This is a genomic window from Pseudoxanthomonas sp. LjRoot143, from assembly GCF_964252945.1.
In the GTDB taxonomy this organism is placed as follows: Bacteria; Pseudomonadota; Gammaproteobacteria; order Xanthomonadales; family Xanthomonadaceae; genus Pseudoxanthomonas_A.
Map to the genome: position 1 here is coordinate 2,463,654 of NZ_CAXUPM020000001.1, position 26,035 is coordinate 2,489,688.

At 68.4% G+C, this 26,035-nt stretch carries 29 protein-coding genes; 14 read left to right on the plus strand and 15 right to left on the minus strand.

The features are described 5' to 3' along the window. The first annotated feature begins 170 nt into the window (after window positions 1–170). Window positions 171–2,021: a hypothetical protein gene (locus ACSQ1W_RS11905; protein ID WP_436043725.1), complete on the plus strand. Its 1,851-nt coding sequence runs from the start codon at window positions 171–173 to the stop codon at window positions 2,019–2,021. Between the two features lie 67 nt (window positions 2,022–2,088). Continuing rightward, window positions 2,089–3,330: a cation:proton antiporter gene (locus tag ACSQ1W_RS11910; RefSeq protein WP_436043727.1), complete on the plus strand. Its 1,242-nt coding sequence runs from the start codon at window positions 2,089–2,091 to the stop codon at window positions 3,328–3,330. 3 nt (window positions 3,331–3,333) lie between these two features. On the opposite strand, the gene ACSQ1W_RS11915 is transcribed toward ACSQ1W_RS11910, so the two are convergent. Then, on the minus strand, window positions 3,334–4,236 hold the full coding sequence (locus ACSQ1W_RS11915) for a LysR family transcriptional regulator (RefSeq protein ID WP_436043729.1): 903 nt from the start codon (window positions 4,234–4,236) through the stop codon (window positions 3,334–3,336). 127 nt (window positions 4,237–4,363) lie between these two features. Between ACSQ1W_RS11915 and ACSQ1W_RS11920 the strand changes: the two genes are divergently transcribed. Continuing rightward, window positions 4,364–5,128 carry an SDR family NAD(P)-dependent oxidoreductase gene (locus ACSQ1W_RS11920; RefSeq protein WP_436043731.1) on the plus strand — a complete coding sequence of 255 codons (765 nt, stop codon included), beginning with the start codon at window positions 4,364–4,366 and terminating at the stop codon, window positions 5,126–5,128. Between the two features lie 171 nt (window positions 5,129–5,299). Here the strand turns inward: ACSQ1W_RS11920 and ACSQ1W_RS11925 are convergent, their stop codons facing one another. Then, window positions 5,300–5,728 (minus strand): VOC family protein, encoded by a 429-nt coding sequence (locus ACSQ1W_RS11925; protein ID WP_436043733.1) that lies wholly within the window; start codon window positions 5,726–5,728, stop codon window positions 5,300–5,302. 132 nt (window positions 5,729–5,860) lie between these two features. Here ACSQ1W_RS11925 and ACSQ1W_RS11930 point away from each other — a divergent pair, with 132 nt between their 5' ends. From ACSQ1W_RS11930 to ACSQ1W_RS11965, 8 genes are all read left to right on the plus strand, one after another. Beyond that, window positions 5,861–6,319, plus strand: a complete 459-nt coding sequence (locus ACSQ1W_RS11930) for a hemerythrin domain-containing protein (RefSeq protein WP_436043735.1) — start codon at window positions 5,861–5,863, stop codon at window positions 6,317–6,319. A 109-nt stretch (window positions 6,320–6,428) separates the two neighbouring features. Beyond that, the gene (locus ACSQ1W_RS11935; RefSeq protein ID WP_192271897.1) at window positions 6,429–6,881 is read left to right on the plus strand and encodes a hypothetical protein; all 453 of its coding nucleotides are present in this window, start codon (window positions 6,429–6,431) and stop codon (window positions 6,879–6,881) included. Window positions 6,882–6,894: 13 nt separating this feature from the next. Then, window positions 6,895–7,341, plus strand: coding sequence for a 3-dehydroquinate dehydratase (locus ACSQ1W_RS11940; protein ID WP_436043737.1), 447 nt, complete (start codon window positions 6,895–6,897; stop codon window positions 7,339–7,341). Then, on the plus strand, window positions 7,322–7,540 hold the full coding sequence (locus ACSQ1W_RS11945) for a hypothetical protein (protein ID WP_225589484.1): 219 nt from the start codon (window positions 7,322–7,324) through the stop codon (window positions 7,538–7,540). Before ACSQ1W_RS11940 ends, ACSQ1W_RS11945 begins: the two co-directional genes overlap by 20 nt. Before the next feature lie 68 nt (window positions 7,541–7,608). Further along, a complete protein-coding gene (locus ACSQ1W_RS11950; protein WP_436046174.1) occupies window positions 7,609–8,124 on the plus strand; it encodes an RNA polymerase sigma factor in 516 nt (171 codons plus the stop codon). Further along, complete coding sequence (locus tag ACSQ1W_RS11955) at window positions 8,121–9,173, plus strand: FecR family protein (RefSeq protein WP_436043739.1); 1,053 nt, start codon at window positions 8,121–8,123, stop codon at window positions 9,171–9,173. The genes ACSQ1W_RS11950 and ACSQ1W_RS11955 overlap by 4 nt, the downstream gene beginning before the upstream one ends. Window positions 9,174–9,294: 121 nt before the next feature. After that, a complete protein-coding gene (locus ACSQ1W_RS11960; protein WP_436043741.1) occupies window positions 9,295–12,333 on the plus strand; it encodes a TonB-dependent receptor in 3,039 nt (1,012 codons plus the stop codon). Between the two features lie 96 nt (window positions 12,334–12,429). Then, the gene (locus tag ACSQ1W_RS11965) at window positions 12,430–13,830 is read left to right on the plus strand and encodes a hypothetical protein (protein WP_436043743.1); all 1,401 of its coding nucleotides are present in this window, start codon (window positions 12,430–12,432) and stop codon (window positions 13,828–13,830) included. A gap of 285 nt (window positions 13,831–14,115) precedes the next feature. Here ACSQ1W_RS11965 and ACSQ1W_RS11970 read toward each other — a convergent pair whose 3' ends face one another. The 3 genes from ACSQ1W_RS11970 to ACSQ1W_RS11980 all read right to left on the minus strand — a co-directional run bounded on the left by ACSQ1W_RS11970 (window position 14,116) and on the right by ACSQ1W_RS11980 (window position 15,283). Further along, window positions 14,116–14,343: a hypothetical protein gene (locus tag ACSQ1W_RS11970; RefSeq protein ID WP_436043745.1), complete on the minus strand. Its 228-nt coding sequence runs from the start codon at window positions 14,341–14,343 to the stop codon at window positions 14,116–14,118. Next, on the minus strand, window positions 14,340–14,648 hold the full coding sequence (locus tag ACSQ1W_RS11975; protein WP_192271913.1) for a hypothetical protein: 309 nt from the start codon (window positions 14,646–14,648) through the stop codon (window positions 14,340–14,342). The genes ACSQ1W_RS11970 and ACSQ1W_RS11975 overlap by 4 nt, the downstream gene beginning before the upstream one ends. Window positions 14,649–14,791: 143 nt before the next feature. After that, window positions 14,792–15,283 (minus strand): pyridoxamine 5'-phosphate oxidase family protein, encoded by a 492-nt coding sequence (locus ACSQ1W_RS11980; RefSeq protein WP_192271915.1) that lies wholly within the window; start codon window positions 15,281–15,283, stop codon window positions 14,792–14,794. 209 nt (window positions 15,284–15,492) lie between these two features. Between ACSQ1W_RS11980 and ACSQ1W_RS11985 the strand changes: the two genes are divergently transcribed. After that, entirely contained in the window at window positions 15,493–15,852 is a 360-nt protein-coding gene (locus tag ACSQ1W_RS11985) for a glycine zipper 2TM domain-containing protein (protein WP_436043747.1), read from the plus strand. A 105-nt stretch (window positions 15,853–15,957) separates the two neighbouring features. Here ACSQ1W_RS11985 and ACSQ1W_RS11990 read toward each other — a convergent pair whose 3' ends face one another. The 4 genes from ACSQ1W_RS11990 to ACSQ1W_RS12005 all read right to left on the minus strand — a co-directional run bounded on the left by ACSQ1W_RS11990 (window position 15,958) and on the right by ACSQ1W_RS12005 (window position 21,559). Continuing rightward, entirely contained in the window at window positions 15,958–17,460 is a 1,503-nt protein-coding gene (locus ACSQ1W_RS11990) for a M48 family metallopeptidase (protein ID WP_436043749.1), read from the minus strand. Beyond that, window positions 17,457–17,768 (minus strand): hypothetical protein, encoded by a 312-nt coding sequence (locus ACSQ1W_RS11995; protein ID WP_192271921.1) that lies wholly within the window; start codon window positions 17,766–17,768, stop codon window positions 17,457–17,459. The genes ACSQ1W_RS11990 and ACSQ1W_RS11995 overlap by 4 nt, the downstream gene beginning before the upstream one ends. Continuing rightward, window positions 17,749–19,302 carry a CHASE2 domain-containing protein gene (locus tag ACSQ1W_RS12000; protein WP_436043751.1) on the minus strand — a complete coding sequence of 518 codons (1,554 nt, stop codon included), beginning with the start codon at window positions 19,300–19,302 and terminating at the stop codon, window positions 17,749–17,751. Before ACSQ1W_RS12000 ends, ACSQ1W_RS11995 begins: the two co-directional genes overlap by 20 nt. A gap of 151 nt (window positions 19,303–19,453) precedes the next feature. Further along, window positions 19,454–21,559, minus strand: a complete 2,106-nt coding sequence (locus tag ACSQ1W_RS12005; protein WP_436043753.1) for a putative bifunctional diguanylate cyclase/phosphodiesterase — start codon at window positions 21,557–21,559, stop codon at window positions 19,454–19,456. 224 nt (window positions 21,560–21,783) lie between these two features. On the opposite strand from ACSQ1W_RS12005, the gene ACSQ1W_RS12010 reads away from it, so the two are divergent. Together ACSQ1W_RS12010 and ACSQ1W_RS12015 are read left to right on the plus strand one after the other, a co-directional pair. After that, a complete protein-coding gene (locus ACSQ1W_RS12010; protein WP_192271927.1) occupies window positions 21,784–22,005 on the plus strand; it encodes an AbrB/MazE/SpoVT family DNA-binding domain-containing protein in 222 nt (73 codons plus the stop codon). Window positions 22,006–22,013: 8 nt separating this feature from the next. Continuing rightward, on the plus strand, window positions 22,014–22,442 hold the full coding sequence (locus ACSQ1W_RS12015) for a type II toxin-antitoxin system death-on-curing family toxin (RefSeq protein ID WP_436043756.1): 429 nt from the start codon (window positions 22,014–22,016) through the stop codon (window positions 22,440–22,442). 69 nt (window positions 22,443–22,511) lie between these two features. Here the strand turns inward: ACSQ1W_RS12015 and ACSQ1W_RS12020 are convergent, their stop codons facing one another. The 6 genes from ACSQ1W_RS12020 to ACSQ1W_RS12045 form a co-directional block, all read right to left on the minus strand. Continuing rightward, window positions 22,512–22,781, minus strand: coding sequence for a thioredoxin family protein (locus ACSQ1W_RS12020; RefSeq protein ID WP_436046175.1), 270 nt, complete (start codon window positions 22,779–22,781; stop codon window positions 22,512–22,514). A 53-nt stretch (window positions 22,782–22,834) separates the two neighbouring features. After that, window positions 22,835–23,239, minus strand: coding sequence for a host attachment family protein (locus tag ACSQ1W_RS12025; protein WP_436043758.1), 405 nt, complete (start codon window positions 23,237–23,239; stop codon window positions 22,835–22,837). Between the two features lie 73 nt (window positions 23,240–23,312). Continuing rightward, window positions 23,313–24,065 (minus strand): hypothetical protein, encoded by a 753-nt coding sequence (locus ACSQ1W_RS12030; RefSeq protein ID WP_436043760.1) that lies wholly within the window; start codon window positions 24,063–24,065, stop codon window positions 23,313–23,315. A gap of 214 nt (window positions 24,066–24,279) precedes the next feature. Continuing rightward, window positions 24,280–25,491, minus strand: a complete 1,212-nt coding sequence (locus ACSQ1W_RS12035; protein ID WP_436043762.1) for a sensor histidine kinase — start codon at window positions 25,489–25,491, stop codon at window positions 24,280–24,282. 34 nt (window positions 25,492–25,525) lie between these two features. Further along, complete coding sequence (locus ACSQ1W_RS12040; RefSeq protein ID WP_436043764.1) at window positions 25,526–25,804, minus strand: hypothetical protein; 279 nt, start codon at window positions 25,802–25,804, stop codon at window positions 25,526–25,528. 28 nt (window positions 25,805–25,832) lie between these two features. Then, window positions 25,833–26,027, minus strand: coding sequence for a hypothetical protein (locus ACSQ1W_RS12045; protein WP_436043765.1), 195 nt, complete (start codon window positions 26,025–26,027; stop codon window positions 25,833–25,835). Between the last annotated feature and the right edge of the window lie 8 nt (window positions 26,028–26,035).

The window sequence follows — 26,035 nt, forward strand, 5'->3', positions numbered from 1 at the left end:
CCGCTTCTCCCCGCTAGTCCGGCGAGGCCCCGCATGTCGGGGCCTCGTTTTTTTCACGGGCCCGTATCGCGCCATGCCGCCTGCGCCATCGGGCGCGTAAAGAGGTCTTCACGCCACACTGTGATATCACGTCAATGGGGCGATTGGCTCCGCAAGCACGCACGGCCGGCATGCAGACGACGGGATCGTGGCCCCGCCCTTTCTGGATTGTTCTCGCCTGTCTGGCGAGCCTGCTGGCCTCCGCTGTCGCCGACGCCTCCACCCTGGTCCGGGGCTACACCCCGCGCTACAGCGTCACTGCGCGTGGCGACCTGCTGGTCATCGGCAACACGCTGATGACCTGCCCCGCCACCGCGGCGAACTGCACGGCTGCCCAGGGCGGCAGCAGTTTCAACAACAACAGTTTCTCGATGGACTGGGTGAATGCGGACAACGTCACCACCTCGCCCCAGAATTCCTCGACCGCCACCCTGACCATCCCGGCCGGCAGCACGGTGGTGTTCGCCGGCCTGTACTGGGGTGCCGACACCAGCGGCAGTGGCGCCGCCGCCGCGCCGGCACCCGCCAGTCGCAACGTGGTGCGCTTCGCCACGCCGGCATCCGGCTATGCCAACACCACGGCGACCACGGTGGACGTGAGCGGCACCCGCTTCTCCGCGATGGCCGACGTGACCTCGCGCGTCCAGGCCGGCGGCTCCGGCGTCTACAAGGTCGCCGGCATCCAGGCCGGCCGCGGCACCGACCGCTATGCGGGCTGGTCGCTGGTGGTGGTGGTGACCAATCCCACCCTGCCGCCCCGCAACATGGTGGTGTTCGACGGCTACGCCACGATCAACAGCAGCGCGCCCACCGCCATCACCACCTCGGTCGCCGGCTTCCGCACGCCACCGACCGGTACCGTCGCATCGCGGGTCGGGTTCATCGCCTACGAAGGCGACCTGGACAGCACCGGCGACAGTTTCCAGGTCAACGGCACCAACCTCAGCAACGGCCTCAACCCCACCAACAACGCCTTCAACTCGACGATCAGCAGCGGCGGCACCCACTTCACCGCGAAGAGCCCGCATTACCTCAACCAGCTCGGCTTCGATGCCGACCTGTTCGACACCACCCTGCTGCCCAACAACGCGACCTCCGCCACGCTGACGTTCACCACCGGCGGCGAAACCTATTTCCCGGCTGCCATCCTCTTCTCGACCCTGGTGTTCGAGCCGGTGATCGATTCCAACTTCAGGAAGTCGGTGACCGACCTCAACGGCGGCACCGTGGGCACGGGCGACATCCTCGAATACACCCTCGCCTACGGCAACACCGGCAACGATGGTGCGTTGCAGGTGGTGGTGACGGATGCGATCCCTCCCAACACCACCTACGTGCCCGGCTCGCTGCAGATCGTCGCCGGCCCCAACGCGGGCGCCAAGAGCGATGCCGTCGGCGACGATCAGGCCAACTTCGACAGCGCGAACAACCGCGTCGTGTTCCGCCTGGGCACGGGCGCGAACGGCCTGGTCGGCGGCACGCTGTCGCCGGGCACCAGCGGCAGCGTGCGCTTCCGCGTGCAGGTCAATGCCACGGCGCCGCAGTACACCACCATCCCCAACACTGCGGAAACCGCCTATGTGTCGGCCTCGCTCAACGAAGCGAAGACGGCCACCTCCAACACGGTATCGGTCACGGTGTCCAACCAGGCGGATGTGTCCATCACCAAGACCGCCAGTGCGGCACAGGTCGTCGCCGGCGAACCGATGGAATTCACCCTGACCATCGACAACGCCGGCCCTGCTGCCGCCAACGGCACGGTGCTGCGCGACCCCGCGGTGGCGAATCTGGAATGCCTGGCCGCGCCGGCGCCTGGCAGCGCCACCTGCGAGGGCACCGGAGGCGCGCTGTGCCCCGGCGGCGTGGCCAGCGGGCCGGTGTCCGTCGCGGCGCTGCAGTCCACCGGCGGCGTCGTGCTGCCCACACTGCCTGCCGGCGGCCGCATCGTGGTCGAACTGACCTGCATTCCCGCAAGTCCCTGATCGACACCCGGGCCACGGTCCGCGCCGGATGTGAGGCGAGCGGCGGAATCGCCGCTATCATCCGCCCATGCCCGATCTTGCCGCCCTCGCCCTCGACGCCCTGATCTTCATTGGCCTTGCCTGGGTCGCGTGGCGTGCGCTGGGGCGGTCGATTCCGATCGCGGTCATCCCGATCATCATCGGCCTGTTGCTGGCGGCCATCGGCGTGCTGCCGGCCAGTTGGGGCGTACCGTCGAAGCTCGGCGACCAGATCGGCTTCCTCGGCGTGCTGCTGCTCGCGTTCACCGCGGGCCTGGAGACGCGCCAGTCGGCGCACCTGCCGACCGCCGCCGATGCCACGCCGCTGCCACGCACGCAGGCACTGCGCTTCGTCGCCAGCGCCGGCATGGCGCTGCTGCTGCCGTTCGCGCTCGGCACGCTGGCCGCGCACTACTACTTCACCGGCCTGCCGGGATGGGAAGCGCCGAAAGGCGGCGCCTGGATGGGCGCGCTGGCGATCGGCCTGTGCATCGCGGTCAGTGCGCTGCCGGTGCTGATCGGCATCGTGCGCGAACTCGGTCCGCTGCATCGACCGCTGACCCAGCTCGCGCTGCGCATCGCAGTGATCGACGACGCGGTGCTGTGGACCGGCCTGGCGCTGTTGCTGCTGGTGGCCGAAGGCGGCTCGCTGCTGGCCGGCGCGTCCACCACGCATGTGTTCGCGGTGGGCGTGATCATCGTGCTCGCCGCGGCCGGATCGCTGGCGTCGCGCCTGCGTACGCCGCCGACCTGGCTTGTGTGGCTGTCGCTGCCGGTGTTCCTCGTCGCCGGCGCCTGGGCCAGTTCGCAACTCGGCCTGCATGCGCTGCTAGGCGCGTACTTCGGCGGCGCGATGGTGCCGCCGTCCTGGACGAAGCGCCTGCCGGTCGAACGGTTGGGCCAGATCGCCCTGATCGGCCTCGCGCCCCTGTTCTTCGGCCACAGCGGCCTGAAGATCGACGGCAGCGTGCTGGGCTGGGCGTCGCTGCAGGCCTCGCTGGTGCTGCTGGTGCTGGCGGTGGTCGCCAAGCTGGTCGCGGTGATGCTCTGCCCGCCGGCCTCCACGCTGTCGCGGCGCGAAGCGCTCGCGGTCGGTGCGCTGCTGCAATGCAAGGGCCTGATGGAAATCGTCGCCGCCACCATCCTGCGCGACCACGGCCTGCTGTCCGAGCACGCCTTCGCTGCACTCGTCACGCTGGCCGTGCTGTCGACGCTGCTGACCGGTCCGTTCTTCCGCACGCTGGTGAAGCGCCACGCGACCGCGGACGCGCACGGCCGTCAGCCCGCCTGAGGTCTACGCGTCCAGATAAGGACGCGATGTTTCCGTCAGCCAGCCCATGAACGCCTGCACGCGCTGCGGCAGGTGGCGGCGGTGCGCATACAGCAGCGTCACCGGCATCGGTTCGGCGCGGTACTGCGGCAGCACTTCCACCAGCTGCCCCTGTTCGATCAACGTACGCAGCCCGGCCATCGGTGCCTGGATCAGGCCCAGTCCCGCCATGCACGCGGCTTCATAGGCATCGGAACTGTTGACCGTCAGTGCACCGGTCATCGGCAGGCTGGCGAACTGCGTGCCGTCCCAGTACTCCCAGCCGTCCGGCTTGCCACCGAAGGTGCTGGCGTAGTGGATCAGCCGATGCCCCTGCAGGTCGTCGAGGGACGACGGTACGCCATGGCGCTGCAGGTATGCGGGACTGGCGCAGGTCACCACGCGCAGCTCGCCCAGCGGTCGCGCCACCAGGCTAGTGTCGGCCAGCGTGCCGACCCGCAGCACGCAGTCGAAACCTTCCCGCACCACGTCGACACGGCGGTCGGTGCAGCTGAGTTCCAGTTCCAGTTGCGGGTGCGCCTGCAGGAAGTCCGGCAAATGCGGCAGCACGAAGTGGCGGGCGAAGCGCGCCGGCATGTCCACCCGCAGGCGGCCGCGCAGTGCCTGTGGCGTGCGCGCGAACAGATGCTGCACCTCGTCCATGTCGGCCAGCAGGTCGCGGCAGCGCTCGTAGAACGCTTGGCCGTCCTGGGTCATCTGCACGCGTCGCGTGGTCCTGTGCAGCAACTGGGTGCCGAGCCAGGCCTCCAACTGCTGCACGGCCGTCGAGACGCTGGCTTTGGGCAGGCCCAGGCTGTCGGCGGCGCGGGTGAAGCTGGCCATCTCGGCGACCCGGACGAAGGCCTGCATGGCGTCGAGGCGGTTCATGACGGCTCCAGCAATTGTTCTTACATGACGAACGGTCCAATCAGTTTAAGCCGATTTATCCGCCCATCGCCGCCCAATACAGTGGCGCTACGGTGAATCCACCGCCCGTCCCCACTGGAGCCCTGCCATGACCACAACCCCTTCCCCCCTCACCCTGATCACCGGCGGCAGCCGCGGGCTGGGCCGCAACATGGCCCTCGCCGTCGCCCGCCAGGGCCACGATGTGCTGATCACCTACCGCAGCCAGCAGGCCGAGGCCGCGGCCGTCGTCGCCGAGATCGAAGCACTCGGCCAGCGCGCCGCGGCGCTGCCGCTGGATGTCGGCCAGAGCGGCAGCTTCGACGCCTTCGCCGAGGCGGTGCGTGCGCAGCTCGCCGCATGGCATCGCGATCGCGTCGACCACCTGGTCAACAATGCCGGCATGGGCGTGCACGCCGGCTTAGCCGAGACCACGCGCGAGCAGTTCGACGCGCTGGTCGACGTGCATCTCAAGGGTCCGTTCTTCCTGACCCAGACGCTGCTGCCGCTGATCGCCGACGGCGGTCGCATCGTCAACATCTCGTCCGGCCTGACGCGCTTCGCCCTGCCCGGCTACGCCGCCTATGCGGCGATGAAGGGCGCAATGGAAGTGCTGACGCGCTACCAGGCCAAGGAACTCGGTGCGCGCGGCATCGCCGTGAACATCGTCGCGCCCGGCGCGATCGAAACCGACTTCGGCGGTGGTGCCGTCCGCGACAACGCCCAGCTCAATGCCTTCGTCGCTTCGCAGACCGCGCTCGGTCGCGTCGGCCAGCCGGACGATATCGGCGGCGTGGTCGCTTCGCTGCTGTCGCCCGCGATGGGGTGGGTGAACGCGCAGCGCATCGAAGCGTCGGGCGGGATGTTCCTGTAAGCCATGACCGTCCCCTCTCCCCGTGCAACGGGGAGAGGGTGCCGAAGCCGGGTGAGGGGCGAACGGAGGCGAGATGAATCAGGTTTCGCGATGCTGCCACGTTCGGCGCGCTGCCCCTCATCCGCCTTGCGGGCACCTTCTCCCCGCGACGCGGGGAGAAGGGTCATGACATCAGAACTCGATCTTCACCGATGCCGCACTGCGTTTCGCTTCACCGTGGTAGACCGCTTCGATGTTGTTGCCATCGGGGTCGAGCACGAAGGCGGCGTAGTAACCCGGGTGGTAAGGCCGCTCGCCCGGCGCGCCGTTGTCGGTGCCACCGTTCGCCAGCGCGGCCTTGTGGAATGCCTCAACGGCCGCCCGGTCACTGGCCTGGAACGCGAGATGGTGCCGGCCGGTCAGCGTGCCCTGCGCCGCTTCGCTGTCGGCGGTGGAGACGAACAGTTCGTCCGCCCAGAAGTAACCTTCGTCCTCGCCCCCCATCGGTACGCCCAGCGTGTCGAACACAGCGCTGTAGAACGCCTTGCTGGCCTTCAAGTCGCGCACGACCAGCTGGATATGGTCGATCAGGCGACCGCGATGCAGTTCGTTGGTTTCCATGGATGCCTCTCCGGTGGTGGTGCGGCAGTATCCGTGCCGATTGTGGACAGCGAGTGTCCGCGATGCGCCGTTAACGCGGCTTCGACATCGCGTGACGGACGCTGTCGCTCCGCCAGCCATCGCGAGCGCGCCATGCCCGAGTCCATCTACGACGCCCTGCACGAAAGCCACGAGGCGCAGCGCTCGCTGTGCCGCCGCCTGCTGCGCTCGAAACCCGGCACCCGCGAGCGGCTGGACCTGTTCACCGCGCTGCGCATCGAACTGGCCGCCCATGCCGCCGCGGAGGAACGGTTCCTCTACGTGCCCATCCTGATGGACGACCGCGGCCTGAACTCCTCGCGCCATGCACTTCACGAGCACCACGAGATCGACGAACTGGTGGAAGACATCCAGTCGCTCGACCCCCGTTACGCGTCCTGGCTGAAGAAAGCGCGCGAGCTGTCGGAAAAGGTGCACCACCACCTGCGCGAGGAAGAGAAGAAGTTCTTCCAGGTATCCGGCCGCATCCTCAGCACGACGAAGAAGGCGCAGTTGGCGCGCCAGTACCGGCGCGACTACGCGCGCATGCGACGCGAACTGGAAGCGGCATAGTCCTCGCACTACGCGTTCTTTACGGGATGCGGCACGGGACGCGGTAGAGGCTTTACGCGCACGCCCCCTATCGTGGCGTCACCGCACTCCGGTGCGCTTCATCGCTCCCATGTCCATCCTGATCCTGCGCGGCCCGCATGCCGCCATCCCGCCGTTCTCCGCGTCGTCCCATACTTTCTACCGTCCGCTGCGTGAGCGTGCCCGCGCCGCCGGACAGGCGCTGCACTGCCGCGCCTTCGCCAGCGTCCGCGAGCTGATCGCCGGCTTGCGGCGCGCACGCCGCGAACGCACCGACCTGCTGCTGCTCGACATCGGCGACCTCGCCCTGCGCGACACCGCACAGGCCACCGCGCTGCGCGCTGCGCTCGACGACCTGCCGTCGCCCTACATCGAAGTGCACGACGATGCCGCGCATGCACTGGAGCCGCGCGTGCAGCCGCAACACGCCCCGCTGGTCACCGTCATCCTGCGCGACGACCTGTCGCGCGCCTATGCGATGGCGCTCGCCATCGCCCTGCGTCGCCTCGACCGTGCGACCGCGGCGGACGCCTTCCATGCCTGAGCCGGAGCCCCTCATGTCCATCCTCGTCATCCGTGGCCCCGAACACCACGACCGCCTGACCTCGCCACCGCCCCCGCTGCCGCCGTCCGTGCTGGGTGCACTCGTGCAGCGTGCCGGCTGCGCAGGCCAGACGCTGGCCGTGCGCAGCTGCGGTTCCACCACCGAAGTGCTCACCGCCCTGCGCCTGGCCAACGAATGGGGCGTCCGCGCCACCCTGCTCGATCCCGGCACGCTGTCCGACCATCCGCTGCTGCAGCGTGCGGTGCAGGGCCTGACGCATCCCTACGTGGAAGTGCACGACGGCCTGGGCGAACAGGAACCTTCCCTTCCTGCCTCCACCGGACGCCGCCTCGCGGTGGTCGATGGCTACGGCGCACGCAGCTATGCGCTGGCGCTGGAGATCGCGCTGGAACAACTGGGCTGCGCCGAGTGCGAGTGCGATGTGCACGTCGGCACCTGACGCGCCGCGTGAGTACTTCGCCGACTACGAGGTGTACCAGGAAGGTCATGCCGTCGCCTGGGGCCAGGTGACGTACCGCGCGCGCAACGCTGCGGACGCCACCGCGGCAGACGTGGTGGCGTCGTTGCGCCAACAGGCTGCTTACATGCACGAGGTAGACGCGGGCGCGATCCGGTTGCGTTGCATCGCACGCCTCTGATCCCCTGTCATGCCGGCGTCATCCCGCTCGCGTACGTTGCCGGGTTTTCCGACAGGCGGGGCGACACGTTGGCCGAGCAGGCGATCCGGGCGCTGACACGCGTCTTCACCGACCAGGCGCCCGCCCTCCGTGGTTTCTTCGCGCGTCGCGGCGCCAACGACGAGGCCGAAGACCTGGTGCAGGAAACCTATCTCCGCCTGCTGCGTGCCCACCAGGGCGGTGGCGAGCGCATCGCCAATCCGGAGGCCTACCTCTATACCGTCGCCACCAACCTGGCGCGCGAACAGGCTGCGCGCCGGCAGCGCTCGCCGGTGCCGATCGAAGACGTCGAACAGGTGGCCGCGCTGATGACGAATCCGGAAGGCGTCGAGGACGCGACCGAGCGCGCGCAGCGCCAGCAGCACATGCACGTCCTGCTCGCCGGCCTGCCGGCATGCACGCGCGCCGTGCTGGTCATGCAGTACCGCGACGGCCTGACCTACCGCCAGATCGCCGACCGCATGGGTGTCTCCCCACACATGGTGAAGAAGCACGTCGTGCGCGGGCTGGCGGTGTGCCGCCGCGCGGTCGGGGACGCCCGATGAGCGACCGCCGCTTCGGCAGGATGAGCGCCACCGAGGAAGCCGCGCACTGGCATCTGTTGCAGCGCGAGGGCGCGTTGAGCGCGACCGACCAGCAGCGTTTCATGGATTGGCTGGTCGCGTCGCCCGACCATCTGCGCGAATACCTCGCGATGGCACGCGTGACCGCGGAGCTGGGGGAAGCCCTGCGCACCCTGCCGGCCGATGCGGAGACCGATGCACTCATTGCCGGCCGTCCGGCGGATCACGCCAACATCATCCCGCTGGGCCGTACACGAGCCATCGAGCATCCGCCCGCGCGCGCGACGCGCCGTACTTGGTTGCCGCGCGCGGCTGCCGCGGCGACGCTGCTGCTGGCGGTCACCACCGGCTGGCAAGCGGTATCGCCTTCGCCGCGCCATTACCTTGCGCCGCATGGCGAGCCGCGCGTCTTCGCGCTGGATGACGGCACCGTGCTGCACCTCAATGCGGAAAGCGAAGCCAGTGTCTCGCTCGGCCTGTTCCACCGCCGCGTGGCGCTGACCCGCGGCCAGGCGAGCTTCGTGGTCGCGCCCGGCCGACGACCCTTCACCGTCCGCGCGGCCGGCATGGAGGTGCGCGACATCGGCACCACATTCGATGTTTCGCTGCAACGCGACCAGGCGCGCTTCGGTGTCACCGAAGGCCGCATCCACGTGGTCGATGAGGACGGCGCCGGACGGCTGCTGGCCGACCTGCAGGCGGGCCAGGCCGCGCGCATCGCGCAGGCGGATCGCCGGGTACACATCAGCCAGGAAGACAGCGACGTGCTGACCGCCTGGTGGGACCGGCGCGTCGTGTTCCGCGACGAGCCCCTGCGCGACATTGCCGACCGCTTCAACCGCATGAACCGCGTGCGCCTGCACGTGGACGACAACGTGGCCGGTGCGTTGCGTCTGACCGGCAACCTGCAGGCGAACGATCTCGCCTCGCTGCGCGCCTTCCTCGACGAGCAACCGTCACTGGCCACGACGGCGGACGCGCGCGAGATCCGCGTGCGTTCGCGCCACGTGCTGGTGCCCGGCGCGTACTGATCCAGCTGCTGTAAGAAAAAATTCACGAAGAAATCGGTGCCCGATCTTCTTCGTCGGGAATCGTAGGGAGGTGAGCACGCGTTGATCGCGCTGCCGCCACCCCACCCCACTGGACTCCCCGATGCGCCGACTCCTCGCTCTTTCCATCGCCCTCGCGCTGCAGGCCGCGACCGCCAATGTCGCGGCCCAGCAGGCGAACGTCGCGACCGACGCCATCCCGCCGCAGTCGCTCGATACCGCGCTCAACACGCTGTCGCGCCAGACCGGCCTGCAGTTCGTCTACAACGCGCAGGCCGGCAACCCGCGCACGCGCGCCGTGCCCGCCGGGCTGTCGTCCGAACAGGCGCTGACGCAACTGCTCGACGGCACCGGACTGCGCTACCGCTACCTCAACGCCAGCACCGTCACCATCGAAGCCGACGCGGCACCGGCTGCGCCCGCCGCGCCTGCTGCGGAACCTGCCCGCGCGCCTGCCGCCACAGCACCCACCGCACAAGCGGTGGACACGCAGGAGCTGGAAAGCATCGAAGTGGTCGGCAGCTACAGCCGCAGCCTGGAGCAGGCAGTCGACATCAAGCGCTACACCGTGGGCTTCTCGGACTCCATCGTGGCCACCGACGTCGCCGACTTCCCCGAACAGAACCTCGCCGAGGCGCTGCAGCGCATGCCCGGCGTGACCATCGAGCGCAACAAGGGCATGGGCAGCAAGGTCAACGTGCGTGGCCTGCCGTCCGAGTACACCCATGTGTCGATCAACGACCTGGCGACGGCCTCCGGCAGTGGCGGCCGCGACGTCGAGTTCGACCTGTTCGCCTCCGAGATCATCCAGCAGGTCACCGTGCAGAAATCGCCCACCGCGGCCGACGAGGAAGGCGGCATCGCCGGTTCGGTGAAGATCTCCACCGCGCGCCCGTTCGACTACAGCGGCCGCAAGCTGGTGTTCTCGGCCGAGGGCGCACACAACTCGATCTCCGAAGAGACCGACCCGAAGTTCGCCTTCCTCGCCAACGACACCTGGGGCGACTGGGGCGCACTGGTGTCGTTCTCGCATGCCGAGCGCACCAATCGCACCGACTCGACGTCCGGCATCAATTTCCGTCCGATGTCGCGCTTCCTCGGTGCGTCGGGCACCCGTGGATCGCAGGCCGAAGCCGTGATCGAACGCGATACCGGCTGGGTCATCGACAACCGGGCGAACACCGCCGAGAGCAACCTGATCGTGTTCCAGGACAAGGTCGGCGACCGCGTCTACCTCAACGACCAGGACAAGTGGGGCGCGACCGCCTCGCTGCAGTACAGGCCCAGCCGCACCTTCAGCCTGACTTTCGACGCGATGGTCGGCGGCTACGACACCATCGAGGACGAGTACGACGCCGCGGCCTATTCGGCGTCCAGCCGCAGCACGCTGGAGACGATCCACGAGTACGACGACACCACGCTATCCGACTACGGCATGCTGGTGCTGCGCGATGTGTCCTACACCGCCACCCAGCACGAGTTCCTGAGCAAGGAGCGCATCAACAAGACCGACTACGGCCAGTACAGCGTGGCCCTGGACTGGAACAACGACCTGTGGGACGTCGAGGCGATGGCCGGCTACTCGGGTGCCGAGAAGACGCTGGACTACTCCAATCTCAAGCATGTGGCCTACGCACCGTCGCGCACACGCTGGACCGGCCGCAGCGGCGAGACCCTTCCCAGCGCCACCTCCGGCGGCTTCGACATGTACGGCTCGCCCGAGCGCTACCTGTTCGAGGCCTACGAGACCACGCTGGAGAAGATCAACGACGACAAGTACGCCGCCAAGGTCGACGTGACGCGCAGGCTGGAACTGCCGTTCCTCCCCGCGCTGCGCAGCGTGCAGTTCGGCGGCCGCTACACCGACCGCAGCAAGGAACGCCAGTACGGCGAGCTGAAGATCACCGGCCCGTCCGCCGGCGACACCTCGTGGGTGAACGTCCGCACGCTGGCCGACAGCCCGCTGCAGTGGATCGGCGACATCGTGCCGGGTGGCAACTACAGCGTGAAGGATCTCGACTGGCGACAGGTCTCCAACGACTTCGCCCGCGGCTACTTCCGCTATCCCGGCTTCTCCACGCCGTTCGACGACGCCCAGTACTACCGCGTCGACGAGGAAGTCGCCGCGCTGTACGCGATGACCAACTTCGACTTCACCCTCGGCCGCGTGCCGGTGACGGTGAACGCGGGCGCACGCTACGTCGATACATCGGTGACCTCGTTCGGCTACCACCCGGTGCAGAACCCGGATGGCAGCACCGGCTACACCGACACGCCGGTGTCGAAGGATGGCGGCTACACCGACGTGCTGCCCAGCTTCAACCTGACCGCAGAACTGGCCGATGGCCTGCTGCTGCGCGCCGCGGGCTCGGAAACGTTGATCCGCCCGGCCCTGGGCGACGTGGCCTACAAGCGCACGGCCAGCTGGAGCTCGTTCCGCTTCACCGACGGCAACCCGGACCTGAAGCCGACCTACGCCAAGCAGTGGGAAGTCGGCCTGGAGAAGTACCTGGAGAACGGCGGCCTGCTGGCGGCGTCGTACTTCCGCAAGAAGATCGACGGCGTGGTGGTCAGCGCGCTGACCGGTGTGGTCGAGGACGTGGCCGTGTACAACGCCAACGGCACGCTCAACGGCTACTACGACTTCGACGTCTACCAGCCCGTGAACGCCAAGGGTTCTTACGATGTCGACGGCATCGAGCTGATCGCCAACCTGCCGCTGGCCACGTTCCATCCGGTGCTCGAAGGCTTCGGCATAAACGCCAACTACACGATGCTGGACAGCTCGCTGGCCGGCGAATCCGATCTCGGTATCCGCACGCCGATGCCGGGCCTGGCCGAGAAGACCTGGAACCTGACCGCGTACTACGAGAACGCGCGCTTCGACGCCCGCGTGTCGTACAACCACAAGGACGAGTACGTCGAGTCGATCGGCTACAACATGTACCCGATCTGGCGCGATGCCTACGGCCAGCTCGACGTGTCGATCGGCTACCGGATCAGCGACCACCTGAAGCTGAGCCTGAAGGGCATCAACCTGACCGACGAGGAAACCAGCGGCTACACCATGGATCCATCGTTCCCGACCATGTACGAGAAGTCGGGCCGCCGCGTCAGCCTGGGGCTGCGCGCCGACTTCTGATCCCACGCGCGTCGCCGGCTACCACCGCGGCGCGCTTCTTCTTCCTGCGATCCCGCCGTGAACGCGGCGGCATCGCCGTGCCATGCGAGGTTCGTGATGCGCTCTTTCCTGTTGCTGGCCTTGCTGGCGGCTCCTCCCTCCGTTCTTGCCGTCGAAGACGACACCGGCCGCGCGTGGCAGCCCGGCGACCATCACGTACACAGTGAATGGAGCGTCGACTGGGACCGCACCACTTCGCCGCCGACGCCGATCCGCGGCGGCGATTCACCGTATACGCGCAGCGACAATGCGCGCCAGGCAGCGAAGTTCGGTCTGACCTGGATGGTGCACACCGATCACGGCGGCCCCGGCCACTCGGTGGTGACGCGCGACCACGCCTGGCCGGCGCTGGAACAGGCGCGCCGCGACGTGCCCGCGCTGATCCAGTTCAACGGTGCGGAGTTCGACGTGCCCGCTGCCGAACACGCGTCGTTGATCATCGCGCCGACGCCACGCGAACGCGACGAGCTGGTCGAGATCGAACGCCGCTTCGGCCGCAGCGAGCCGGTGGACGGCGTGCCGCGCGACGATGGCCAGACCATGCTCGATGCGCTGGCGCACATGCGCGCCCTGCCGGCGCCGCCGCTGGTGTTCGTCAACCATCCCTCGCGCACCGCCACCGGTGTCGGCCAGTGGGGCGAGGTGGAGCCGGCCGAACTGCGCGCCTGGCACGACACCGCGCCGCGCGTGCTGGTCGGCATGGAAGGCGCACCCGGCCACCAGGCCATCCGCAGCGAGCGCGGCCTGTACCGCAACGCCGCGGCACCGACCTTCGGCGGCTTCGACCAGATGACCGCACAGGTCGGCGGCGTATGGGACACGCTGCTCGCCGAAGGACGCCGCTTCTGGATCACCGCCACGTCCGACTCGCACGTCAACCTGCGCGATGGCGGTCGTGATTACGATCCGGGGGAGTACAGCAAGACCTATGTGTGGGCGCGCCACGACGCCGACGACATCCTGGACGGTCTTCGGAACGGACGCATGTTCGCGGTGACCGGCGACCTGGTCGATCGGCTCGACCTGAAGGTGCACGCCACCGGCAAGCACCCGCGCGCCGCTACGCTCGGCGAGACCTTGGGCGTGGACGCCGGCGACACGGTGCGCATCGAACTGCGCGTGCACCAGCCCACTCAACCCAACACGCACGGCGACCATCCGGTACTGGCGCAGATGGAAGTGATCGTCGGCTCGCCCGGCGATGACGGCGCGCCGGTGATGCAGACCCGACGCTGGACCGCGAAGCAGTGGCGTCGCGACGGCGACTGGCGCGTCGCCACGTGGGAACTGCCTGTCCCGGCACGCGGCGCCTTCGTGCGTGCACGCGGCAGCAACACAGGGGAAGCGGCGCCGCTGGCCGACGTGCCCGGCGAGGATCCGTGGCAGGACCTGTGGTTCTATTCCAATCCGGTGTTCATCGACACCGCCGGCACACATGCGCAACGCCCTGCACGTTGAGCACAAGACAGCGCGTGTTCACGCCCGCGTGTGATCCGGCCCGCAGTTCCTGCCGTCGGCGCGCCATGCGTTGACGCGGTCTTTGCGAAACGCACGCGACACTTCGCGTGTGGTCGATGCCGCAACCGCGGCGTGCCGGATCCAGGTGAAACAGCCACGGCGGCCACACCGGTACCGTTGTACGAAGCCCTAGCTTCGTCCAGCCTGGCTGCAAGTGCGTCCCCGTCCGAAGGATCGCTGGCGCGGTACCTGCTTCATCGCAGAGGGAAGACGGAACGCGTGGCCTCAGCCGCGCGTTCCGTCTTTCTGTGGCTCGTGGGAAGCGCGGACATCGCAACGCGTCTCGACGGACGCGTTCGACCCGGACAACGAACCGGGTGCCGTAAATGTCGCCACCGCCAGCGTGGCCGCGGCGAGCAGCCCCGTGGCGCAGTGCGGCACCAGGTCCATGGAGGTCATCGCTTCGCGCCGGAGCACGCGCCGGCGTCCAGCATCAGGTGAAAAGCGCTTCATACGTTCCTCGGCGGCAGCGGCACGCGCACGCGCGGGGTGACGTCGGCGGGCGACGCCAGCGACTGCATCTGGCAGAAGGTGGCGTCGTAGGCGGCGACCTCTTCCTGGTACTGGCAAAGCGCGCGGAACGGGTTGCGCGCCGACAGCGCCTGGGCCGAGGCACGCAGGCGTTCGCCGTCGGGATGGGTCTGCACCAGTGCGGCGACCCATACGGTCAGGGCTTCGAGTTGCCCCGTGGCGCGGGCGTCGCTGGTTTCCAGTCTTTCCAGCAGGGAATGCAAATGGGTCTGTGTGTACAACAGCATGGGGCAAGCGTCCGGTGCGTGATCACCGCGTCCTGGCCCCTGTTCCGGCTGCGGTTTCCCCTGATCACGCGCAGGCGATGCGGCGGCGGCCAGGGCCGCCACCGCGCGAGTCATGCACCGTTAGGGAAAACGTGACTTGTGGCCTACCCGCGCAGATTCACTTCGGCGACCTTGTCTTCGTAGTCTTCCTTGGGATCCACGCCCAGCAGCATCTTCACGCCGGCCAGCAGGCTCTGCTCGTTGAGCCAGATCTCCGCGTGTTCGGCATCGAAGCGCAGCAGCGCGAGTTTGGGGTCGTCCTTGCCACCTTCGTACCACGCGGCGATGAACGGGTTCCACAGCCGCTCGATCACTGCGCGGTCGTCGTCGCGCACCAGCGACCCCTGCAGGCTGGCGAAGATGTCGTGTCCCATCGACGCGAACGTGGCGATGGCGCGCTGCGGCGCCGACGTGCGCTGCGCCAGCAGGTTGTCGGTGGCAGTGAAGATCCACAGCGGCCCGCGCCCCTCGTGTTCCAGCAATGCCGTCATCGGCCGCGTATGCCCGTCCTCGGCGCCGTCCAGGCCCAGCATCATCGTGCGATCGGACTTGATCGCCTTCCACAGCTTCTTCTCGAGTTCCTCGGGCGTATGCATGGCGTGCTCCTGGTCTGGAATATCTGCACGCTAGGCCGACCGGCGTCGCCGCGCCGTCAACCGCGGCCGCGTTCTTCAGCCGTGCGTCATCTTTGTCGCGCCGGCGTCACGGGCGACGCACCGGCACATGAACGACACCGGTCGATTTCACCGCGCGTTCGCGAACCTCCGCGCACGCTGGCCCGGCGATTCCCATCAGGAGATCCGCCATGAAAACCTCCCCACTCCTGCTGTCGCTGGGCCTGATGTCGCTCATGTCCGCGGCGGCCGCACAGACGTATGGTCCGGAAGACGAGGGCCGCCGCTTCAGCGATGGCAGCAAGATCGAATGCCGCAACGTGGAAGTGCAGAAGAACAGCCGCGATCCCAACCGCGTTGCGGGCACCGCCATCGGCGCGGTCGTCGGCGGTCTGCTGGGCAACCAGGTCGGCAGCGGCAACGGCAAGAAGGTCGCTACCGTCGGCGGCGCCGTCGCGGGCGGCGCGATCGGCCGCAAGGTGCAGGGCAACAGCCAGGAGAACAAGGGCGACCGCATCGTCGAACGTCGTTGCGAGCGCATCTACCGCTAAGTGCGCCTGCCCCCGGGACAGGCGCACCGGGCGCCTGCGGTGACGAGGCCGCAGGCGCTTTTTTCTCGCGCTGACTGCGGTCATCGCCGCCGCGTCGGTACATCGTCACAGTTCGTCCTGGCACGCCCGCTTCAGCCTGTCGTCGCCGCTGCCTGCGCAGCGGGCGGCATAGAGGCGTGCCGCGTCGGCCTTGCCTGCGCGACGGTTCAGGCGCACGCCGTACGGCAGCAGCTCCGGCGGATCGCCCAGGCTCTTGCGGCTGGTTTCCAGCACCTGCAGTGCCTGCTCGCGGTTGCTGCTGCGGCTGGCCATGTCCAGCGTGAGCTGGTGCAACGCGAACAGCGAGTCGTTGCGCCCGATCTCGCCCTGCAGTACCGGCAATGCCTTGTCGCGATCCATCTGCGATTCCATCAACCGCATCGCCGTGTAACGGATCAGCGGCGTTTCCGCGGCCGGGCTGCGCACCAGCGCCTGCAGCACCGCATCCTGCTGGGGACGCGTCAGGCGTGTGGCATCGGCAGCCAGGACCTGGTGCGCCAGTTGCATGGACGCGAACATCGCATCCACCTGCGTGTCCCCCGCCCACGACAGCGCGCGCATGTCGGGCCGTTCCAGGTCGGCGTGTTTCGTTTCGATGTGCGCACGCACCCGTTCGATGCGCTGTGCCGAATCACGGTGCGTATTGCCGCCGGCCTGCTGCACACGCTGCTGGGTGGCGCCGACCAGCGCGGTGATCAGATTGTCCACGCCCTTGTTGTCGTCGAGCCGACGCTTGGCCGAGCGCGCCTGGTCACTGTTCTGCAGGTAACGGCCCAGCGTCGCCGCCACACCCTGCTGCATGGCGGTGGACGGCGTACCCGCCTGCCGGCGTTGCTGCTCCCACAGTTCCATGCGGCCCAGCATGTCCATCATGGCGATCGGGTTGTAACCGGCAGCGACCATCAGGTCGGTCCCCATCCGATCGGCTTCATCCTCCTGCGCGCGTGCCCGCGTGGGCACGATGCCGGCCTGCACCGACTGCATCGCCGTCTCGCGCAGCAGCGCGTGGCGCACGTAGTCGGTGCTCGGGCGCGAGGTGCTGACGCCGGCGTACTCGCGGTCCAGGTAGATCGAGGTCAGGCCGGCGCCCACGCCCTTCGCGGTTTCCAGCGCGCTCTTGCCCGGGTGCTTGCGCAGCACATGCACGTATTCGTGCGCCAGCAGCGCGGCGATCTCGTCCTGGCTCTCCAGGCTCTGCAGCATGCCGGCCGCAACGAAGATGGACCCGTCCTCCGCCGCATACGCCTGGAAGGTGGGGTCGGGAATCACGTAGACGCGCGCCGCCGGCGCCCTGGGCCCTGCGGCACGCCGGATCTCCTGCAATACCCGGTCCAGCGCGCCGTCCAGCTGCGGCTGCTGTACCACGCCATAAGCCCACCGTTGCCGTTCCACCGGCGTCATCGTGCGGTTCTGGCGGAACGACTGCAGAACGCCTCCCAGCAACTGCGCGTTGCGGTTCAATCGCTCCAGGTCCTTGTCGCTGATCAGCGGCTTGCCCGCCTGCGCGGCCGACGACGCGCAGGCCAGTGCGAACACCAGCAGCGCGCAGGCGCCGCGGCGCGCGTTCACGGACAGCCCTCGCCCGCGCCGCGCACGCCGGCGGTAGCCGCGTCGCGGCTGGCGGTGACGCCGCTGCCCGTGCGCGCGGGGGCACAACGCACGCCGGGCGCCAGGCTCAGGTCGCCCTCGATGCGCAGCTTCAACTTGTCCACCCACACCGGGCCTGCGGCGGTCTGCACCTGCACATAGCCTTTGCGCGACACATCGAGCACCGGCGCGTTGGCCAGCGACGCCCCCGCTACGCTCTGGCCGGTACGCTTGAAGCGCTCGCCGTCCTGCTCGAACGTGGCGACCTGCTCACTGGTGGCCTGGATCACCTTCGCCTTCAGCGGCGTGCCGCCGTTCCCCGCCCACGCTGTCGCTGTCGCCGCCACCAGTACCACCAGCAGCGCCCACGCCCGGCGCATCTTCGCTTTCGCCTTGTCCATCGCCCTGCTCCCACTTGTCGGGGCCCTGCGGCCCGAGGTTTGCCACGTACCACGTCACGGCCAGCGCAAGTCCCAGCAGACCGATCCAGTCCTGCGGCGGCTGGTGCAGCACGACCTGCGCGAACACCGCCACACCCAGCCCCAGCAGCACCGACAGCGCCGCCATCAACACCAGGCGTTTGATCGTGCCGCGCACCGTTACCAGGACGATGCCTGCCGCCAACGACAACAGCACCGCGTTGAGCAACGCCAGGCGATTGTTCGCGCCCTCGGTGCGGTGCGTGCGGCGTTCGCCCCAGGTCATCAGGTTGTCCAGCGCCATCGCATGCAGGTAGACGCCGGGAATCTGCTGGTGCACCGGCGACAGCACGCGGTCGTTGAGACCGGTCAGATGGGTGCCGACCAGGACCACGCGATCGGTCAATGCATCGCGCATCGCCTCATCGTCCAGTTGTTCTTCGAACACAGTGAACGTATACGCGCACTGCGCGCGGTGGCGGTCCTCCACCTGCTCGTCGCGGCCGCTGTTGAAGCTGTCCCACAGCAGCCGCGCCGAAGCGGCCAGCCGCGTACCGAGGGCCACGTCACCGGTGCGCGTGCAAGCGCCGTTGCCGCTGCTGCTCTGCGGCAGCGTGCTGCCCCAGCGCACCACCATCGGTTGCGCCCGCGCCTGCGCGGACAGTGCCGAGGCCGGCGCGCTGCATCCCGTCCCGCGCTCGGCGCACGCTGCGTCGTACAGCGCCAGGGCAACGCTGCACGCGTCGGCGCCTCCGGTTCCGCCCGCGTCCGTGCGCATCGCCGCGCCCTGGGCATTGATGTAGTCGCCGCGGATGCTCAACGGGTAATCGCTGCCCGCCCCCTGCCAACTGGTCACCACGTCGCGCGCGCCGCCCGCGCCGGAAAAGATCGAACGTCCGCCCGGCGCGGCCACACCGAAATACACCGGAATCCCCGCCGCCGCGATTTCCTCGCCGATGCCCAGGCGTGCGTCCTCGTAGCTGTCGTCGTAGTCGCGGCGCTGCTGCATCAGGATGTCCAGGTACACCGCGCGCGGACGCTGGGCCAGGATGCGGCGCAGCAGTTCGTCGTAATAGGTGTACTGCGGCGGCCACCCCACGCCACGTGCCGCCAGCGTGTGGTCGTCGATCATCACCACCGCCACGTGGTCCTGCGCATCGCTGCCGTAGAACGGTGCCAGCACGCGTGCGGTGATGCGCTGCGACTGCGCCTTGCTGGCGTTGTCCAGGCCGAACGGCTCGAGCCAGTTCATCAGCAGGCCCAGCAGGAACACGCACAGGAACACCAGCGCGCTCGCGTCGAGTAACCGTCCTGCAAGACTGGTCGGGCGCCCGCTGAGCTTCTTCAGTGGCGAGAGCCAGGGGTGAAGCTTGCCCAGCCCGGCCAGGAACGCAAACAGCCCCACCCCATCCCCGCGCGCGTCCGCGCCAGGCGGCGTGTCCTTTCCCTGCGGTGTGGCCTGCTCCGCCACGCATTCCCCCGGTCTGCGCCGGCACCCCCGTCCCGGCTCCGTGCACCATAACGGCGGTTACACGCAGCATCAACCTCGGCGCGCGCTACCCGTGCGTACGCCAGGCTACGGGCGGTTCCTGCGACACCAGCGCCGGCATGTCTTCCACCGCGCGCGGCTTGCCGATGTAGTAGCCCTGCAACCGACTGCACCCCATGGCCGCCAGCATCTGTTTCTGCTCGAGCGTCTCCACGCCTTCGGCCACCACTTCCAGGCCGAGTTGCTGGCCCAGCATCACCACCGATTGCACGATGGCGGCGTGACGCGAGCCGGTGGTCATCTGCCGCACGAACTGGCGGTCGATCTTCAGTTCGTGCGCCGGCAGGTAGGCCAGGTACGACAGGCTGGAATAGCCCGTACCGAAGTCGTCCAGCGAAATGCGCGCGCCCACCGCCTCCAGCTGCGTGAGCACCTCCACCGTGCGCTCGGGCTCCAGCATCGCCATCGATTCGGTGATCTCCAGGGTCAGCGCGCCCGGCGGCAGGCCGTGCCGGCGCATGGCCGAGGCGACCTGCGCCACCAGATAGTCGCCACGCACCTGTACCGGCGACAGGTTCACCGACACCGTGGGAACGCGCGCGCCGGCGCGACGCCACACCGCCCACTGGCGGCAGGCTTCATCCAGCACCCATTGGCCCAGTTCCACGATCAGGCCGACGCGCTCGGCCAGGGCGATGAAGCGGTCCGGCATCACCAGGCCCAGGCGCGGATGCTGCCAGCGCACCAGGGCCTCCATGCCGGCCATGCCGTTGTCCTGCGCACGCACCTGCGGCTGGTAGTGCAGCACCAGCTGTCCGCGTTCCAGGGCCTTGCGCAGTTCGTAGGTCAGTTGCAGCTGCCCCTGCACCTCGTCGCCCATCGACGGCGCGTAGAGGGCAAGCCCGTTGCGGCCGGCCTGCTTGATGTAATACATCGCCACGTCCGCGTGCGCGATCATCGACTGCGCATCCTCGCCGTCACCGGGATACTGCGCGATGCCGATACTCGCGCTCACCGTGACGTCGTCGTTCTCCTGCAAGCGGGTCGATTCCAGCAGCGCCGCCAGCAGGCGCTCGCCGCGCGCCGTGGCCTCGCCCACCTCGGTCACGCGCGTGACCATGACGAACTCGTCGCCGCCCAGCCGCGCCACCGTATCGTCGGCGGCCGCCATGCGCCGCAACGTGTCCGCCACGCGGACCAGCAGCGCGTCGCCCACGTGGTGGCCGAAAGCGTCATTGACGCCCTTGAAGCCATCCAGGTCGATGAACAGCAACGCGAACCGCTCGCCCTGCAACTGCGCGCGCAGGATGCGCTCCTGCAACTCGTCGGTCAGCATCATCCGGTTGGGCAGGCCGGTGAGCGCGTCGTGCATCGCCAGATGGGTCAACTGGCGGTTGGCCAGCTGCAGCGAATCCGACAGCCGCGCCGTGCGTTCGTGCAGCAGCCGGTCCAGCGCGCTCGCACCTATCGCGGTGCCCAGCACCGCGGTGTTCACCACCACCACCAACCAGGCCAGCGAATCGGGCGACAGCCCGTCGCGCAGCGCCGCACTGCAGATCGAGCCTTCGGGGAAGTGCGCCGCGGCCATGCCGGTGTAATGCATGCCGACGATGGCCACGCCCATCACGCCCGCAGCGAGCAGGCGGTGCAAGCATTCGTGATGCGCGTTGTCACGCAGGCGATAGGCGATGGCGAGCGCGGCGCCGGCGGCGACGATGGCGATCAGCAACGAGGCGGCGAACCAGAGCGGCTTGTAGATGATGTCCGGGTCCATCCGCATCGCTGCCATGCCGATGTAATGCATGGCCGCGATGCCCAGCCCCATCACCACCGCGCCGCTCACCAGGCGCAACCGGGTGACGTGGTCGCGGGTGACCAGCCACAACGCATAGCCGCTGGCCGCCACCGCCAGCAGCAGCGACAACAGGGTGATGCCGATGTCGTAGCCCAGCCGGATGGGCAGGCGCAGCGCGAGCATGCCGATGAAGTGCATCGACCACACGCCGATGCCCATCGCCAGCGCGCCGCCGGCCAGCCACCAGCGACGGGCGACCGGGTCGCTGGCGCGGATGCGTCCGGTGGTCTTCAGCGCGGCATACGAGGCCACGACGGCCACGACGACAGACGTGACCACCAGTTCCGGCACATAGGTCGCAACAAGCCCTGCTTCCATGGAACGTCCCTGGCACTCCTCTTCTGACAGCTACAACGGCGTGGCCATTCAAGAATGAAGCCGTGCGCCGACCACCGGCGTCGGCGTGATCGATTGTGCGGATGCTGTCACATTACAGCCGCCGCGTAGGGCTCGACGGCGCCGATGCCGGGCGTGTGGGCGCTGTCCTTGCTCCCGCCCCCGCCCCCGCGTATAACGACCGTTATAACGTCTGGAGACACCCCGTGAAGCTCAAGATCACCGCCATCGGCAATTCCGCCGGCGTCATCCTGCCCCGCGAGCTGCTGGCACGCCTGCGCCTGGAGAAGGGCGACGAACTGCACGCGCTGGAAACCGCCGACGGCATCCGCCTGACCGTCTACGACCCCACGCTGGCCGAGCAGATGGAGATCGCCGAGCAGGTGATGCGGGAGGATCGCCAGGTCCTGCATAAGCTGGCGCAGTAGAGCGCGCCATGATCATCTGGATCAGCAGGACACTGGCCTTGGCCATCCACGACCGCCAACTCGCCGAGCATGGTGGGGGCACTGGCGTGCGCGACGACGGATTATTCGAGGCGGCCCTGGCGCGTCCGCAGCAACGCCATGCCTACGGCGACCCGCCTCCGGATCTTGCCGATCTCGCAGCAAGCCTCGCGTTCGGTCTCGCGCGCAACCATCCTTTCATCGACGGCAACAAGCGTACCGCCCACGTCTGCTATCGCGTCTTCCTCCGGCTCAACGGTGGCGATCTCGCAGCCAGTGATGAGGAGAAGTACGCGATGACACTGGGCCTTGCCGAAGGCTCCATCAGCGAAACCGAGTTCGCCGACTGGCTTCGCCCTCGCATCGGGATGACGGCGACCGGCAAGGTGCAGGAACCGCCGGCACGTTACGCCCGCTGACAGGCTGTCAGGTCATCCGGCAGGCGCCGACATCGGCATCCGCAACGCGTGCCCATCGCGTCCGTGCGCCTAGGCGTCGAGTGCCGCGCGCAGTCCATCCAGGTCAGACGCCCGCGTCGGGCGCACCAGGCGGGCACGCTCGCGACCGTCCTCCAGCACGATCACCGTCGGCCACAGCGTCACGCCGAACGAGCGTCCCAGCGGCCGCCCCTTGCCGTCCTCGATCTTGATGTGGGTGGCACCGGCCTCGTCGGCCAGCCAGTCGCGCAGCAGGGGCTGGGCGAGCCGGCAGTGCCCGCACCACGGCGCGCCGAACTCGATCACCACCGCGCCCTGCATGGCGTCCACGGCGGTACGCGCGGGCTCCACGGCCGCGTAATCGGCGCGGTACGTCACGACGCCTTGGCGATCAGCCGCTCGATGTCGTCGAGCCGGCTGTTGGTCAGGTCCTTGCCGATCTCCGCCACGATCCGCTGCGCCGCTTCCTTATGCAGCAACGGGCGCATGCGGCCCAGCGTGGCAGGATCGGCGACCAGCACCAGGTGTTCGTACTGCTGTTTCAGCGCGCTGTCGTTCAGTCCTTGCGCCAATTGTTTCGCGAACGTCGCTTCGTCGATCTGACGGCTGGTGGCTTCGCCGGGCACGCTGCCCGAGGGTCCATCGTCGTTCGCGTTCATCAGTTCGAGCAGGTCGTACTGGTGCAACGACACCGCGCCGTCTTCGCCGCGGTTGCGGAAGATCCGCGCACCCTCGCCGTCGGCGACCACCACCAGCGCATCCACGGGCAGAGCATTCATATCGATCTCCTCGGAAGGTAAGCCCATGCGCGATGCGCCCCGCCGTTCACGACGGAGCACATCGCGCGGTTCGTCAGTGCGGCTTCTGCCTGTCCAGGGTGAATGCGTCGGCGACCGCATGCTTGGCGCGATCCCACGTCAGCCGCGATCCGCCCTTGAAGCGGCCCCAGCCGCGTTCCAGGTCGTTCGACAGGCTGTCGTCCCACGGGCGCTCGGCATACTGGCTGCGCGCGTAAGTGCCGTAGCGGTAGGCAGAACGGTAGTCGTCGAACTCGTCGCCGTCCTGCCGGTACGGTGCCGTCTGGAAGCGCTGGGCGAACGTGTCGTCGGTGCGCGCGTACGCATCGTACGTGCGGTCGGCACGCTCCCACGCATCCTGCAGCGCCGGACGCGCGCGCTCCCAGTCCAGGCGCGACTCACCGCGGCGCGCTTCCCAGCCCGCCTGCAGGCGGCGCTCGGTCTCGTCCCACGACTGTTCCGGATACTCGCCGCGCGCCACCGCGCCGGCTTGGTAGACGCCTGCGTAGTCGCGCTGGAAATCGTGCTCGCCCGAATAGTACGGACGCGTGGGTGCGGCTTCGCGCCAGTAGTCGACCTCGCCCGTCGGATCGATGCGTTCGGCCACGCCTTTGCCTGCCGCGGCGCCTAGCACCGTACCGGCAGCGGCGCCGATCAGTGTGCCGATGGGACCGAACACCGTGCCGGCCACGGCACCGGCGGCCAGGCCACCGGCGGCGCCACCGACGCCGATGCCGACCGGGTGCGAACCCGGTGCGCCACTGATGGGATCGCGGTTCGCATCGCGTTGTGAAGTATCGCGTGTCATCTGGAAAGTCCTCCGAATGCGGACGCCATGCGACATGCATCGCGTCATTCTGCGCACGCGCCGCCATGGCGAGTGCAGGGAATGCATTCGATGTTCCGCATCCGGGGTGACAGCGATGTGCACTCGCGTCATGTTGGTGAGTGCATCGTGACGGAAAGGTGCGTTTTCCGACAACCGGGCGTGAATGGCTGTCGCCCAGCGCGGCAAGCGTTTGCTAGATGCCGACGATGACGCTGTCCCGTGCATCGAACATCGTGGCCGCTGCATCCGAGCGGCGCGGAAGCACGATCGCGAAGGTCGTGATGCGGCCGCCGGAATGCGCCGTCACCTCGCCGCCATGGGCTCGTGCGATCTCGCGCACGATGAACAGCCCCAGGCCCAAACTCGCGTGTTCGCCCTTGTGGGCGCTACTGGATCCCCGCCGCAAGGGATCGAACAGCGCGTTGATCGTATCGCTCGAGAGCGGCTCGCCGGTATTGCTCACCGAGACGCGCACCTGCCCGTCCTCGCCCGTGACGGATACGTCGATCTCACCACGTTCGTCGCCGTACTTCGCCGCATTGGTCACCAGGTTGTGCACCGCTTCGCGGATACGCACCTCGTCGAAGTCGCCATGCACCGTCCCCGTCACCTGAAGCGTCAGCGGCGCTTCGGGCAACGCAGCGCGTAGCAGATCGACCTCCTCGGCGACCGCTTTGCCAAGATCGCACACCGATTTTTTTAAACCCATGCCGGCGCCCAGCGTGCTCCTGCAGTAATCCAACAGACTGTCCACGAGCTGCCCCAGTTGCACGGCCCCCTTGAGGATGCGCTCGGCCTGACGCGCATAGGGTGTATCCCGCGTACTGTCCGCCAACAGTTCCGCCGTGCCGATGACGGCGTGCAATGGGCCACGCAGATCGTGCCCAAGCGCGCCCAAGAAGACGTTGCGCCAGGATTCTTCCGTGCGAGAGAACTCGGCCAGCGATTCGGCGACCGCCTGGTCGATCGCTTCGTTGAAACGGATCATGTCCTCGATCGACGCGGTGACCAGCGCCTCATCGGCCGCCCACAGCCGGAGCACCGAGGCCCGCAGGGCACGGTACTCGGCGATCATCTGGTTGACGCCGAAGCCGTCGTCCGCGCGGCTACGGCCGTGGCTGGTAGCGGCCGATTCCGGGCCTGCGCGTTCGGGCGCGCGTCCCTCCGCCTTGGCGCGCTGCTGGGCGGGACTCTGCGCGGTGCGCAGGTCCAGTACGATCGCGCGCAGGATCAGCGGAATGTCGTTGCGCAAGGTCTTGACGTCGAACGTCACGCCGTCCGGCGTTTGGGTGGTCGCAAACTCCACGGCGTCATCGAGGATCCGCTCGGTGTTCGCCTGGATGAAGTCGGCAAGTCGCATGAGCACTCCTTCCTGCTCCAGTCGTGGGGTGACGTCTGCGGTCATTCGTGTTCCTTCCGTCGCGTCACAGGGGCGGTGATCAGTCGGCGATGCTGCGCGGATCGCGCGGATCGTCGATATGGGGTTGCGGGTCCGGCGGCTGATCGGGCCCGCCGGGTACGTCGTCGGGATCCGACGGATCGCGTGGCATCGGCGGCGCCTGCGGATCTTCCGGGCGATACGGATCGCTGGGCGTGCCGGGCTCGCTCGGCTTGCCGGGCTCTGTCGGTTCACCGGGCGGCGTCGGCGTGCCCGGCGGCGTGGGTTTGCCCGGCTCGCTGGGTTTGGGCGTGCCGTGGGCAGTAACGGGGATCTGCATGCGTATCTCCTGCGCGCCGGTGGCGCGATCAGTCCTTCGCGGTGGAGGCCTGCAGCGCGGCGGCAACACCGGCATCGCCGGAGACCAGATCGGCCCATCGCACTTCCACGCCGTTGCGACGTCCCTTTTCGACCAGCTTCAGGCCGTTGGGATCGATGGTCAGCGTGTACGCCTGTTCGCCGATGGTGAGTTCGCGCCGCAGCGCCTTGTCGAGAGGGGTCATGGTGCGTC